Raw genomic sequence first — 13603 nt, 5'->3', positions numbered from 1 at the left:
GCACCTCCTCTTATCTTTCAGACGAATAGAAACCGCCCTATTCTATCCTACCAAGAGAAGGTGTACATACGAAACGTTTCTATAAAACATTCACTTTATTGTCAAATATTGAAAAATAACTACTCGATTTTACGGCTTACGATTTTACGGTATTCAATCGGTGACACGCCTTCAGTCTGTTTGAAGAGCTTTGAAAAATAAGTCGGGTCCTCCATTCCGATGGTTTCCGCGATAACCCCCATTTTGTCATTTGTTGAAGACAGCAGGCGCTTCGCCTCTGTCATTCTCACCTTGTTTGTATATTGGCCCGGAGTTACTCCGAGCACTTGCTGCATACAGCGGGTCACGTAATCCTGATGATAGTGGAGCGCGTAAGAGAGGTCCTTTATCGTCACCCGCTCTTTATAATGCTCTTGCAAGTATCTGGCGGCGTCCCATGCGACCCGCTCTTTAGCTGACGGAATCTGAAATGACTCTTTTTGGAGATGCAGCAAAAGCTCTTCGAACAGGATTTGCTTGCGCAGCGGCAAATCCGAGTTTTCAGCAGTGTAATCCATTAAGCTGTCAAATTGTTTTTCCATAAATAGCGGACGCTGCACCTTTCCTTTGCGAGGCAAGGCCAGGCGATAGCGGGCCGGCTCTTCAAAGCTGCCTTTTTCCTGCAGCAGCTCCGCCCAATTGTTTCCGCCTTTTTGCGTGAATTCATACCTTTTTTCGTCGAAATGAAGCCAATAATAGGAAGTATTTTCTTCACAGCCCCTTGAGCCGAAATGCTCCAAGCCGGGCGACAGCAAAATATATTCGCCTCCTCCCACCGAGAAGGTCTGGTCATTTTCTGTTATATATAAGGTTCCTTGTTTTACATAGATAAGATCAAATACGGAAAAAATTCGTCTCGCATGCATTTCGCCTTTTTTAAAAACACCTTCACCGGCTGCGATAAAGACCGGAAAAGGCGGCACTGTAAACATGATGCGCGGCACTTTTTTCATCCTCCTTTTTAAGTCGGATTATTGCAAGAAGTTTCGGTTCTCTCCCTTTTTATTATAAGGAAATGGCGGTACACTTTAAAACGTTGATTTTTTTAAAAGAAAGGGGTAGCGCTATGAAACAGGCTGTCTTACGTCAAACTGCATTGAAACAACCTGCTGATCAAAAACTCTCATTATTTTCGCTGACTTGGCCGATATTTATTGAGGTTTCATTATATATGTTTATGGGGAATGCCGACACTCTGATGCTCAGTCAATATTCCGATAACAGCGTGGCTGCGGTCGGTGTGAGCAACCAGATTTTGAATTTAATTATCGTGATGTTCAGCTTTATCGCTACAGGAACGACTATCATTATTTCTCAATTTTTGGGTTCAAAGCAAAAGAAAGAAGCGATAGAGGTCGCTTACGTATCCATCGGGGCTAACTTTGTTATCAGTCTCGTCATCAGCGCCGCTGTGTTTATGGCAGCCGTTCCGATGCTGCATATGATGGGGCTGACCAATGACCTGATGCCCGATGCGAAAATCTTTTTACAGGTTGTCGGAGGCCTTTCATTTATTCAGGCGTTAATCATGACGTTCAGTGCGATTTTAAAGAGCTACGGCTATACAAAAGATACAATGTTTGTCACCATCGGCATGAACGTTTTAAATATTGCCGGTAACTTTCTCGTCATTTTCGGGCCGTTCGGATTGCCTGTTCTCGGCGTGGCCGGCGTGGCCATGTCAACATCCATCGCCCGCGTCATTGGATTAATTGCTATGATCGTAATTGTTAATAAACGCATCAATCTAACGTTGACATTGAAAAAAGTGTTTCACGTGCATAAAGAGCATTTGCGCAAGCTGCTGAAAATCGGAATTCCTTCTGCCGGGGAGCAGCTTTCCTACAACATTTCACAAATGGTGATTACCTATTTTATCGCCATTATGGGCGCACAGGCTCTCACTACAAAAGTATACACACAAAACATCACAATGTTTATCCTGCTGTTTGGGACCGCCATCAGTCAAGGAACACAGATTTTAATCGGCCGTTATATCGGCGCCAAACAATTTGACAATGCCTATGACCGCTGTATGAAAAGCCTGTATTGGGCGCTTGGAATCGCTGCGGGAACTTCAGTTATCATGTCTCTGTTTTCCAAACAGCTCATCGGCATCTTCAGCCAGAACCCTGATATTATCGCAACAGCAAGCATGCTGATTGTCATGACGATTATTCTTGAACCCGGCCGTTCATTTAATGTCATCATCATCAACTCCTTGCGTGCTGCTGGTGATGCGAAGTTTCCGGTCTACATGGCGATGATCTCAATGTGGGGCATCGGACTTCCGCTCGCGTATCTTTTCGGCATCCATTTAGGATTCGGCCTTGCCGGTGTTTGGATTTCCTTTATCGCGGATGAATGGGTCAGAGGAATTTTAATGTACAGAAGATGGCGCTCCCGAATTTGGATTCAAAAAGGAATGGCATAAATCCCGGTCTCTAAAGAGAGCCGGGATTTTTTTATAGCTGCTGCAGGGTGGCGTCTGCTTCCTCTTCCGTCAGCGTCATATTCTTGGTAAAAACTTCGTAATGTTCCGCTCTGATTTTTTCTAAAACAGCTTTATATAAATAAGCTGCGGCTTTTACTGATGATTGGGAATATCGAGGAAAGAGGGACATTGCGTCGAAGCATTCCTCGGCATACGCTTCCGCTTCAAAGGCGACATACTCCCATGTTGAAACGAAGGCCTTATTAACCGTCTCATTGCAAAAATCATTTTCTGTATAACCGAATTGCCGCATCGCCTGCTGAGGAAAACAAATACGCTTTTTCCGGCGATAATCCTTACCGGCATCCCGCAGCATGCGGGTCAGCTGGATAGCCAAGCCGAGGGATACGGCAGCCTGGCGAAGTTTTTCTTTATTTCTTTTGGTGAGAATCGGCAAAAGCATCAATCCGGCTGTGCTTCCCGTTTGATATGCAAACATGAGCAATTCATCAAGCGTTTCAAATCTCGTTTTTTCGTTATTTTCATGAATACCGGCGATGAACTCCCGAAAAGGTTCCGCTTCTAACGCAAACTGCCGGAAAGCATCGGCAAGCGCAGCCCATAAAAAATGATTCTCTTCATATGTACCGGCGAGAAATTGTTCCGCATCTCTTTCTAATGCAGACAGCTCGTCTTTATCGTCTATCGTAATAGCTGTATGGCAAAAAGCATAAACCGCACAGGCCGCCTGCCTTCTTTTCAGCGGAAGGAACGTAAATGCTTGATAACATGTCGGGGCATGCGTTTTTGTGATTTCTTCACATTGCTGATAGGCTCTTTTGATATCAGCCATTCGTATTCACTCCTTTCCAAAATTCTTCTCCAAGTCTATTATGTTTTTGCGGCTTTGTCACATATCATCGTATCCCGAAGCTCGTCCTTTATCTATAAAACATATGCCGGTTCCTTATCAGGAACCGGCATATGAATTTTATTCGTCTATATCAATACGGTATGCTTCAAACCATGTATGGATTTGAGCAAGATGCGCAATCAGCTGCGGCCCCTTCATTAACTGCCCAAACCAAGGCACCTGAAAGGATGAACCTTCCGTTTCTAATAGCTGATCCATTTTATTTTTGTTCAGAAGCGTGTGAAGCACCGAATCCTTCTTGCTCAGAAGTTGTTTCAGCCACTCACTGACCGCTCTTGTGTATTCCGGGTGATGGGTTTTTGGATAAGGGCTTTTTTTGCGGTACAAAATCTCGTCTGGTAAAATCCCCTCAAGCGCTTTGCGTAAAATCCCCTTTTCCCGCTGATCATGCATTTTGTATTCCCACGGTATATTCCATACATACTCCACAAGGCGGTGGTCGGCAAACGGAACCCGCACTTCAAGGCTTGCACCCATGCTCATCCGGTCCTTGCGATCCAATAGATTTGTCATAAACCACAGCATATTCAAATAGAAAAGCTGTCTTCTCACTTTATCTTCCCCGGTTTCTCCGTCTAATAACGGCGTTTCCGCCAAGGTTTCTTCATATTTGGCATTCACGTATTCTCTCAGATTCAGCTTTTTTTGCCACGAATCTTGTAACAGGGTAATCCGCTCTTCTGTAGATCTCATCCACGGAAATCCCGCCTCCGCATCAGCAGTATGGAACCACGGATACCCGCCGAATATTTCATCCGCACACTCCCCGGAGAGGCCGACGACAAAGTCTTTTTTCATCTCCCGGCAAAACCACAGTAAAGAAGAATCGACATCCGCCATTCCCGGCAAATCTCTCACATACACAGCTTCTTCCAAATATTCAACAAGCTTTGCCTGGCTTATAACACATTTGTGATGCTGTGTGCCGAATGCTTCTGTCATTTTTTCAATCCACGGGCCATCGTCGTTCGGCTGAAACGCGCTTGCCTTAAAAAATTTGTCGTTCTCCTCGTAATCAATCGAATAAGTATGAAGCGGGCCTTTTCCTTCTTTTTCAAAATGGCCTGCTGCAATGGCAGTGATGGCGCTTGAATCAAGCCCGCCGGATAAGAACGTACAGACCGGCACATCCGACACGAGCTGTCGTGTCACCGCGTCTTGAAATAAGTACCTTACGTTTGCGACAGTCTCGCCAAAGCTGTCTGTATGTTTCTTGCTTTCCACATTCCAATAGCGCCACATATTCAGCCCGTCTTTTGTAAAGGTCAGTGCGTGTGCGGGACGAACTTCTTTTATCCCTTTAAATACACCCATGCCGGGGGTTCTAGACGGGCCGAGCCCAAATATCTCGGCAAGCCCGTTTCTGTCCACGCGGGCCGGTACATCAGGATGGGCGAGTATGGCTTTGATTTCGGAGCCAAATAGAAACGAAGAACCTTTCTCCGTATAAAAAAACGGCTTCACGCCGAGCCGATCCCTCGCCGCAAATAACTGATTCCGTTTTTCATCCCAAACGGCAAAGGCAAAAATGCCATTCAGGCGATGAACGCATTCTTCCTGCCATTCAATATAGCTGTGCAGCAAGACCTCCGTGTCAGAAGTCCGTTCGAACCGATGGCCGCGAGCCTGCAGTTCTTTTCGTAAATCTTCTGTATTATACAGTTCGCCATTGTAAATGATGGTATACGTATTTCCTTGAAAAGTACAAGCCATCGGCTGGCGCCCGCCTTCAATGTCCACAACCGCAAGCCTTTTATGTCCGAATAAAACATGATGCTTTCCCCAAACGTTTGTATCATCAGGTCCTCGTTTGGAAAGAGTGTCTGTCATTTTGTTCATCGTTTGTTTTTCTTGGACGAGCTGCTTTTTAAAATCGACCCAACCCGTAATACCGCACATGTAATATCAGCTCCAATCCCGTTTCTTTCGGTATCAAATTCGTATCCTTCAGCACCTTTCTTAGCTTATGCATCTATAGGCTTATAGTTGATTTGTCCCATGAAGACTTGTATGAGACAAGCCTGAATTGGAAAGAACGGTGAGGATGAAATAAAAAAGGAGATTACCCCATTCTATGAAGCGAAAACAGTATTTATTTACAGAAGAAAGAAAATGGGAATATGGAACAATCATCGTAGAAGACGGGATATGTGTCATTGAAAATGAGGAAGGCGATATGCTGCTTGCCGAAAGCCTTCCGAATACCCCCGTTTATATTCAGCTTAACGGATTATGGGAGAAAGCCGGCATTTCAAGCAGCTTTGCAGTGATCCGTGACGGACGGCGTATTCCGCTTTCCGGCGGGGAAAGCATCCGCTATGAAAAGTCGATTAAGCGTCCGTTAATGGCTCTTTTGAATTCGCTTGATGATGAGACCTTTCTTGCGTTTTTACAGCATTTGCGTGTCTTCGGCTTATCTGTATTTGACTGTGTTTTTTCTTATAATAAAGGTTTATTTTCAGGCGGCAGTCCGGAAGAAGATAAGGGCGTGTCCTTTTATCATTTTTCAAATGATGAAGCTCAGTGCGCTTTACAGCATCATTACAGCAGAGGGTCCTCCTCAAACGACCGGTTTGAATGGACAGCGTCGGATGGGAAACGATCCATTATGTACTCCGCTGTTCAGCGGGACGGAACTGAATAAAAAAACAGGCGGCCGCCGAGGCTCCGCCTGTTTTTTCTATTTTTCCACAACCACTTTTACCGCTTTGCTTTCTTTTTTATCTGTATCGGCCGCCGTGACATAAAGGACGGTTCCCGCTTTTTGTTTTTTGATTTTTACAGAAAACGCTCCTTTATTATCCGCTTTCGCAGAGGCTATGACCTTTTTCGATTTATTTTTGACCTTGATTGCTGCCTTACTGTTTGCTTTTCCTTTTACTGCCGTGTCTTTCGCTTTCACTCCATTTACTTTTGGAGCGCCTGATGGTTTGCCTTTTACCACAACTGTTTTGACAGACGTTTTTGCATCACCCAATGAGGCATTGATATGCAATACTTGATCTTTTTTCTGGGTTGGAATATTAACTTTGAATTTGCCGTCTTTTCCGGCTTTTGCGCTGCCCAGCTTTTTCTTGCCGTTTTTAACTTCAACTGCGGTGCCTGCTTTTGCTGTTCCCCGGACGGCTGTCTGCGTATCTTCAAGCTTGTTGATCTTCACTTGTAAATCTACCGCGCTGACCGCCTTCATCACATTCAAACGGCCGTGGCCGGAATGCCAGTCAACGCCGGGAATATGAGGAATTTCAATCGGATCACCGTTTTCGTCATACAGTACTTCTTCTCCGCCGTCCACACTGTCAAAGGAAATATCGTCAGCTGTACGCTTCAGAATATCCTCAACTTCATTCGGTTTCAGCTTCGGATTTTGAGAAAGCAATAGTCCTGCGGCCGCAGCGGCATATGGCGTCGCCATTGAAGTTCCGCTCATATACGTCACGTTTCCGTTTGGCACCAAGCTTGGAATATCAGAACCAGGCGCTGTGATATCCAGCCCTTTTCCATAGTTTGAGAAATCAGCCGTCATATCCATGCGGTTGCTTGCTCCGACTGACATTACATATTTAGAAGAAGCAGGATATGACAGCTCGCTTTCTCCATCATTTCCGCTTGCCGCCGCGATCGTGACATTTTTGGATGCAGCATACTTCAACGCAAATTCAAGCACCCGGCTGTATCCCCCGCCCAGGCTCAAATTGATGACTTTTGCTCCTTTGTCAGCCGCGTATTTGATGCCGAGCGCGATTTGCTCAGTGTCTCCGGCCCCGGTGGAATCGAGCACTTTAACAGGTATAATGTTTGCTTTAGCATGTAAACCCGCCATTGAATATCCATTGCCGCTTTCTGCCGCGATAATACCGGCGACATGTGTTCCATGTCCTTGATCATCCATCGCATTATTGTTTCGTCCGACGAAATTGCGTCCTAAATCCGTCCTTACCTTTCCTTCCAAATCTGAAAGGGTGCTGTCAACGCCCGTATCCACAACAGCGATCAGCGTGTCATTCAGCTTGCGTTTTGCAAGCAGGGCATTTGCCGATTCAGATTTCACATCCGCCCCCTTCACGCCGCCGTCTTCTCCGTTATTTTTGAGCGGCCATTGATAGGAGTATTGAATATCCTTAGACAGACTTTTGTATTCCTGAACAGGTTCAGCAAACTCTACGTTGGACATTTTTGATAAAGAAGAAGCCGCGCTCTTCACTCGTTTTGCACTTGCTGTATACGACCCGTTTTGTTTTTGATCCTTCGGCAGTTCGAACGAATAGAGATTATCGAACAGTTTTTTTGCATTTTTCACGTTTTCTATATCTTTTTTCGATTGCGCGCTGGCCGTAAAGCCTTTCATTTCATTATTTACGGACTGAAGACTCTTCTTGTCCTTCACTTTAAAGATGACTTTTCCGGTCTGAACGTTGCTTTCAGGCGCCAGCTTGTTTTCTGTTAAAAATGCTCCCGCCGTCTTTCCCTTTACTTGATTTATTTTCAATTGCTCCGCTTGTTTTTTCATGTCTTTTTTCAGGAAAGAAGGAACAGATTTTATTGCCGTTTCATACAGGCGAGTTATCGCTTTTTGATCGTTTTCCGTTATGGTATACGAAGAATCCGCGCCATTTTCAGATACATCTTTGAACATTGGCTGCAGCGTCACAAGATCCTGATATACCGCATTTCTCGTCTCTTTATTCAGAGCAAGTTTAGCGACGATGAACGGAGCTGCCTTATAATAGAGGCCGGACATCTGTTTACCTAGAGCCGTTTGATTCAGCTGATCATCACGAATGGCTCTCAGCTGCTTTAAAATGTCTTTACCTGACTTTTTCTGGTCAACACTCATTTCCACCGGACAAGACTCTTCTTCAAGATCAGCCGGCTGAAGCTTTGTTCCTTTGTAGCTGATGGTGTACGCCGCTTCCGTGGTTTTGTCGGATTCGCCATTTTCAGCAGCAACCGCATCCCCGTCTTCAGCTTCTTCCCCGACATACTCCACCTTTATGTAGTAAGGCCCCTTCCAGGCATGAGGAATGTTGATTTCACTTTTTCCTTCTTGCGCAGTATAAGAGCGGTACATATCAAAGGTTTCGTCTTTTTGCGCTTTTTCTTTGCTGGCATAAACGCTTACATTTAAAAAGGATTCACTCTTAACCGACAATGCCATATGAGAATCGTTGAAGATTTCATCTTTGCCCGGGGAGATTTGGTACCATTGAGACTGCTCCGGCTCCTTTAGCATTCCGGTTTGTTCTTTTCCATTTTCCAAAATTGAGGCATCTTCAATCGTATTGCCTGAAGCAGACACTTCTCTGAACGGCGTAAAGAGACTGATGACAAGCGTAAAGATCAAAACCGACGCCCAGAAAGAACTCACTTTTGTTCGTTTCATTTCATAACCTCCTGAAAAATTCTGATTCTTTTTGAAGAGTATCATAATTTAACAGATTCGGAGTTATTCAAGGGGACATTTAAGGTAATTTTAAATATTTATGGAATTTATATGAATTTGCTAATATATTGTGCACATCGTTTTCTGAGAGCATAAAAAAACCCGGTTAAGGATTTTATCCTTAACCGGATCAACTTTTAAAACAAATGAAAGCCGATCGGCAAATGCAAGCCGAGTAAAACAGTAAGAACGAGAACAATGATAAAACCGATCCACAAGCCTCCAGTTGATTTCTCTTTTTTCTTGCGGATGAGGATCATTTCCATTAAGCCGATCGTGATAATGCCGAGCAGCATTTTTCCGGCGTATTCTCCGTTAAAGTTGGCGAACCGGATAAATAGCTCAGCGCCTGTCAAAATGATGAGAATATAAAATAATCTCAGGATCATGTGAGTGATTTTGGCGCCCTTCGCACTCCCAGAAGAATAAAGCCCGTAGCTGACGAAAAGCAAAATCAACGCCACGATCCATGATGCAATATGCATGTGTGTCATACACGTTTTCCCCCTATCAGATAAATATACCCCACTTATAGTACCATGAACTTGTCCCCGGCAACAAAATGAATTTCTCAAAAAGCCAGCCGGACAATCAGCCCATGCGATTTGATAAAGTCCCGATTGGTTCAATGGTAATGTCAATGCTGTCTCCCGCCTGTAAAAACTTCGGCGGGGTAAATCCTTTGCCGACACCGGACGGCGTGCCTGTCGCGATAATATCCCCTGCTTCAAGCGTCATGCCCTTCGACAGCGTTTCAATTAACTCTGCAATCGAAAAAATCATATCGCTTGTCGAGCCGGACTGGCGCAGTTCGCCGTTGACTCTCGTTTCAACCTGTAAACACTGAGGGTCCGGAATCAATGATTTATGTACAAGCACCGGTCCCATCGGACAGGTAGAATCAAGGCTTTTGCCAATGAAAAATTGCTTATGCTTTTTTTGAAGGTCACGGGCTGTGACATCGTTAATTATCGTATATCCGAAAATGTGGTCATACGCTTCTTCTTTAGAGATATGTGTCCCGCTTTTACCGATGACGACCGCAAGCTCCCCCTCATAGTCAAGCTGTGCAGTGACTTGTGAATGGCAGTTGATCACATCGCCGTGCCCTGTGACGGTTGTCGGCGACTTTGTAAATACCATCGGATACTCGGGTATGTCTGCCTCACTCCCCATTTCAATCGCATGATCCTTATAGTTTTTCCCGATACACATCACGTTTTTAGATGGCTTAGGGATAGGCGCGTGCAGTTTCACGTCTGACAGTGAATAAATAAATGAACCAAGCTCATCATTTGGTTTTTTGGCCCATTCCGCAAGCTGGCGGGCATGCGCCACAAATTTGTCTCCTTCTGCAATGCATTCCGCAAGCGTATTCGGAATCGTTTCAAGTTCAAACAGTTTTTTTTCAGCCTTTTGCAAATCCATAATTTTGTGATCATCAATAATCAGGCCGACAAATATTCGGTTGTATAGTTCCCCTGTCGCAAATTTCATCTTATTCCCCCATCGTCTTTATATCAAAACGCGCTATTTATTTTATTCTCTATTAAAAATGAGAAACCCTTTTTTCTCCGTCATGAGTTTAGGCAAAGAATAACGAGATACACAGTTTCGGGACATGCTCCTTGTACATATCATACATATGGCGTAAAGGAGGAAAGGAAAAGAATATGGAAACGATAAGTCTATATTTTCATCCGCAGCAGATACAAAGCAATGGCTCAGCAGCCGGCCTGCTCGTCTCAGAATCTGCAGCCTCACGTATTCTTATCAGAAACCGGGGCGGCCTGAATAAGAAATCTTATGTAATAGAATATGAGAACGCGCTGCACGGAAAAAGAACGATATATTTGAACGCGGAGGAGCATGATCCCTCACTTATCAGACGGAGGCTGGCCTATCACTTTTTCAGCCAAATCGGCGTTCTCTCTCCTCTTGCTTCCCATGTGTTTCTTCATATAAATGGCCGGGAAGAAGGCATTTATGTCAAAATCGAAGCGGTTGACGACCATTTCTTAAAGGAGCGCCATATGCCGTTGGGGGCGATTTACGAAGCCCGCTATACCGATCCGAGAATTCCGCTCTTTGGCACAGAGAATGGGCTTTTTAATGCTTTAAGCAATATGAACACACCCAAGCATGACGCATACTTACAAGAATTTCTTTCCTTTATTCATTCAGCGGCTGATGACGAATTTGCCGTGCGCATCAAAACATACCTTGATGTGAAGCTTTTTTACTTATGGCTGATCGGAAGCACCTGCACCCGGCACTCATCCCATTTCGCCCTTTATTTAAACGGAGACGCCGGCCGCTTTCAAATCGTGCCGCAAGAGACGCGAGAGCTTGTCTTGAACACATTGGCAGACGATGACATCCTGCTTGCAAACGGACAAACGCTGGCTGCCAGACTGCTCGCTATTACCGCCTTTAAAGCACAGTATCACGCTCTATTAAAAAATGTGTTAACAAGGGAATTTACGATAGACCGTCTGTCTCAGAAAATCAGAGAGTGGCACCTTGACATTTGCCCGCGGATTAGCGGCGACCCATATATCAGCGGCACCTGCTCCTCATTAGAACGGGAACAGACAAAAATTTTACATGATATCGAACATCGGCAGGCCTTATTGCACCTACAGCTGGCCACACTCTAGCTGTCTCTTATCCGGGCCTGCTTTCTTTTAACATAAAATTTTGTCACATTTTTTGTCATATTGACGAAAGAAAACCTTTTATACAAAAATAGGTTATACTAACCATATCCTCCGTTTTCCAAAATAAATTCGAGAGTTGGAGACCGTCATGATGAACAGAAAAATTGAAGAAAAGAGAATGACTTTAATCGAGACAGCCCAAAAATTCGGCATGAATTCCAAAGAGGCGATTCAATGCAGCCAAGAGCTGGACAACCTCTTAAATGATGGCATTAAGCAGGACATTATTCCTTCCGAAAAGCGGGAAGACGCCAATAGGTAAGCTTCCGCCATACATATTCAAACGGACCGTAGCGGAACGTTTTAACCCATAATCTGCTGAATACCAGCTGACACGCATAAAAAATCAGCGCGATACCAAGCATTTCCGCTGAAGAAAACATCCCGTAGAACCCCAATCCGTAGCCGTAAAAAAACAGGCTTAAAAAAATCGTCTGAAACAAATACTGAGTCAGCGACAGCCTGCCGACATAGGAAAACATGCGAAGAACAGAGCCAGCCTGCCGCTTTTTATTCCATAACAGCAGGAATCCTGATACATAGCCAAGGGCAAGAATCGGCCCTCCCGCCATCTGCTGTATGTAAATCCATGTCATATTCCAGCCAAACCACACGGGAGTAAGCTTAAGCAACAGACCGGCGGCTAACGAACACCACATCAGCACGAGTAATTCACTTTTTACACCCGCGGATATTTCTTTTTCAAACCATCCTCTTTTATAAGCATAAATACCGATAAGAAAACAAGGCACGATGATACAAGCAGAGAGCGGCAGCACCGCCACATTTTCCGTCAGCCATTCGCTGAATCGAAAAGCGGTAATGTCGCCAAAGCTTCCATGCTGAAAAATCGCCGCCGTCTGATCAGACGCACCAAGCAGATCCTGCATCTCTTCCGCCGGAACCAGCAGCATGAGAAGCATCAAAAGAGATAAAATCCCGTACGGAATACAATATAAGCACACCGCCCAAATCAATAGCACAGACTTCTTCCGTTTCAGAAAGAAAAACAGCAGAAAACCGAGGATGCCATATGTAAACAATATATCGCCAGACCACACAAAAACCGCGTGAAGGATGCCGATCGCTGTTAAAACGAGCAGTCTTCTTGTATAAAATGCCCCAAATGAAAGCCCTTTGGCGCGGATTCTCTCATAAAACAGGATCGCCCCCGTCCCAAAAAGGAAAGAAAACAGCGGATAAAAACTTCCTTCAATAAAAATGGCAATCAGCGCTTCACACCAATAGGAAATCGTTCCAGGAATACTCTGGACGATTGTCATCGTTTGGGCCATCGGCGCTTTGAAATCAAAAATATTCACTAGAAGAATCCCTAATATACTGATTCCCCTCAGCAAATCAAGCGATACAATCCGCTCATCGGACTGCGTTGGCGCAGGACTTTGATTCATTTTACGTTCTCCTTTATTTTTTCGCTCACAAAAATGTGCATTTGTCATAAGCTATCGTGAATAGCCCAAATGGATGTATATCCTTACCCACTTTACTTGTTTTTCCTCATTTTTACAATAAAGGATGTGCCCGTATGCCAGCGATTGTCGGAGCGTTTAAAATTAATGCAGTCGGTACGAGCGGAGTCGTTCATATCGGCGATTGCATCACCATTTCCCCCCAAAGCCAGGTCAAGACATTTGCGGGTGCAGGCAGCTTTATTACAGGAGACAATCTCACGCTTACGAATTACAAAAATACGACCAATGTGTACGATAAAGATATGGTCGATCAGCCGATCGCGGGCAATGCTTAAAGGAGTGCATGCTTCATGAACTTTTATATTAATCAGACCATCCAAATCAATTATCTGCGGGTGGAATCTGTCAGCAACTCCTCGGTGCTGCAGATCGGCAGCGCGGGCTCGATTAAATCACTTTCTAACTTATACAACACAGGCAGCTATGTTGAAGCGGCTCCGTCCCTTTCCCCTGGCGGAGCCGTAACGTCAGAGGATTCCGACTCTACTCCATTCGTGCCGCTGCAGGCGCCAAGCCGTTAATGTCTACAAATGAATGCGG

13 protein-coding genes are annotated in these 13603 nt (G+C 44.8%); 6 read left to right on the top strand and 7 right to left on the bottom strand.

The features are described from left to right. Positions 1 to 119: 119 nt before the first annotated feature. Positions 120 to 983, bottom strand: coding sequence for an AraC family transcriptional regulator (locus tag AXI57_RS14680; protein WP_010788183.1), 864 nt, complete (start codon positions 981 to 983; stop codon positions 120 to 122). Between the two features lie 122 nt (positions 984 to 1105). Here AXI57_RS14680 and AXI57_RS14675 point away from each other — a divergent pair, with 122 nt between their 5' ends. Then, entirely contained in the window at positions 1106 to 2473 is a 1368-nt protein-coding gene (locus AXI57_RS14675) for an MATE family efflux transporter (protein WP_061670485.1), read from the top strand. A gap of 31 nt (positions 2474 to 2504) precedes the next feature. Here the strand turns inward: AXI57_RS14675 and AXI57_RS14670 are convergent, their stop codons facing one another. Next, positions 2505 to 3326: a phytoene/squalene synthase family protein gene (locus tag AXI57_RS14670; protein WP_061670484.1), complete on the bottom strand. Its 822-nt coding sequence runs from the start codon at positions 3324 to 3326 to the stop codon at positions 2505 to 2507. A 138-nt stretch (positions 3327 to 3464) separates the two neighbouring features. Continuing rightward, positions 3465 to 5306 (bottom strand): asparagine synthase (glutamine-hydrolyzing), encoded by a 1842-nt coding sequence (asnB, locus tag AXI57_RS14665; protein ID WP_061670483.1) that lies wholly within the window; start codon positions 5304 to 5306, stop codon positions 3465 to 3467. A gap of 175 nt (positions 5307 to 5481) precedes the next feature. On the opposite strand from asnB, the gene AXI57_RS14660 reads away from it, so the two are divergent. Next, complete coding sequence (locus AXI57_RS14660) at positions 5482 to 6051, top strand: DUF2777 domain-containing protein (protein ID WP_061670482.1); 570 nt, start codon at positions 5482 to 5484, stop codon at positions 6049 to 6051. Positions 6052 to 6087: 36 nt separating this feature from the next. On the opposite strand, the gene AXI57_RS14655 is transcribed toward AXI57_RS14660, so the two are convergent. The 3 genes from AXI57_RS14655 to AXI57_RS14645 form a co-directional block, all read right to left on the bottom strand. Further along, positions 6088 to 8790 (bottom strand): S8 family peptidase, encoded by a 2703-nt coding sequence (locus AXI57_RS14655; RefSeq protein WP_061670481.1) that lies wholly within the window; start codon positions 8788 to 8790, stop codon positions 6088 to 6090. Positions 8791 to 8987: 197 nt separating this feature from the next. Continuing rightward, on the bottom strand, positions 8988 to 9344 hold the full coding sequence (locus AXI57_RS14650) for a YisL family protein (protein ID WP_003327665.1): 357 nt from the start codon (positions 9342 to 9344) through the stop codon (positions 8988 to 8990). A 97-nt stretch (positions 9345 to 9441) separates the two neighbouring features. Then, positions 9442 to 10347 carry a fumarylacetoacetate hydrolase family protein gene (locus AXI57_RS14645; RefSeq protein WP_003327666.1) on the bottom strand — a complete coding sequence of 302 codons (906 nt, stop codon included), beginning with the start codon at positions 10345 to 10347 and terminating at the stop codon, positions 9442 to 9444. Between the two features lie 176 nt (positions 10348 to 10523). On the opposite strand from AXI57_RS14645, the gene AXI57_RS14640 reads away from it, so the two are divergent. Then, entirely contained in the window at positions 10524 to 11510 is a 987-nt protein-coding gene (locus AXI57_RS14640; protein ID WP_061670480.1) for a CotH kinase family protein, read from the top strand. A gap of 151 nt (positions 11511 to 11661) precedes the next feature. Next, positions 11662 to 11832 carry an aspartyl-phosphate phosphatase Spo0E family protein gene (locus AXI57_RS14635; protein ID WP_003327668.1) on the top strand — a complete coding sequence of 57 codons (171 nt, stop codon included), beginning with the start codon at positions 11662 to 11664 and terminating at the stop codon, positions 11830 to 11832. Here the strand turns inward: AXI57_RS14635 and AXI57_RS14630 are convergent. Then, the gene (locus AXI57_RS14630; RefSeq protein WP_061670479.1) at positions 11795 to 12982 is read right to left on the bottom strand and encodes a DUF418 domain-containing protein; all 1188 of its coding nucleotides are present in this window, start codon (positions 12980 to 12982) and stop codon (positions 11795 to 11797) included. The genes AXI57_RS14635 and AXI57_RS14630 overlap by 38 nt on opposite strands. Positions 12983 to 13116: 134 nt before the next feature. Here AXI57_RS14630 and AXI57_RS14625 point away from each other — a divergent pair, with 134 nt between their 5' ends. After that, on the top strand, positions 13117 to 13338 hold the full coding sequence (locus AXI57_RS14625) for a spore germination protein (protein ID WP_003327671.1): 222 nt from the start codon (positions 13117 to 13119) through the stop codon (positions 13336 to 13338). 15 nt (positions 13339 to 13353) lie between these two features. Continuing rightward, entirely contained in the window at positions 13354 to 13584 is a 231-nt protein-coding gene (locus tag AXI57_RS14620; protein WP_003327672.1) for a spore germination protein GerPB, read from the top strand. Positions 13585 to 13603: the final 19 nt, after the last annotated feature.

The organism is Bacillus atrophaeus, assembly GCF_001584335.1.
Taxonomy (GTDB): Bacteria; Bacillota; Bacilli; order Bacillales; family Bacillaceae; genus Bacillus; species Bacillus atrophaeus.
The sequence above is the reverse complement of the archived record's forward strand: the minus strand, read 5'-3'. Positions and strand labels throughout refer to the sequence as shown.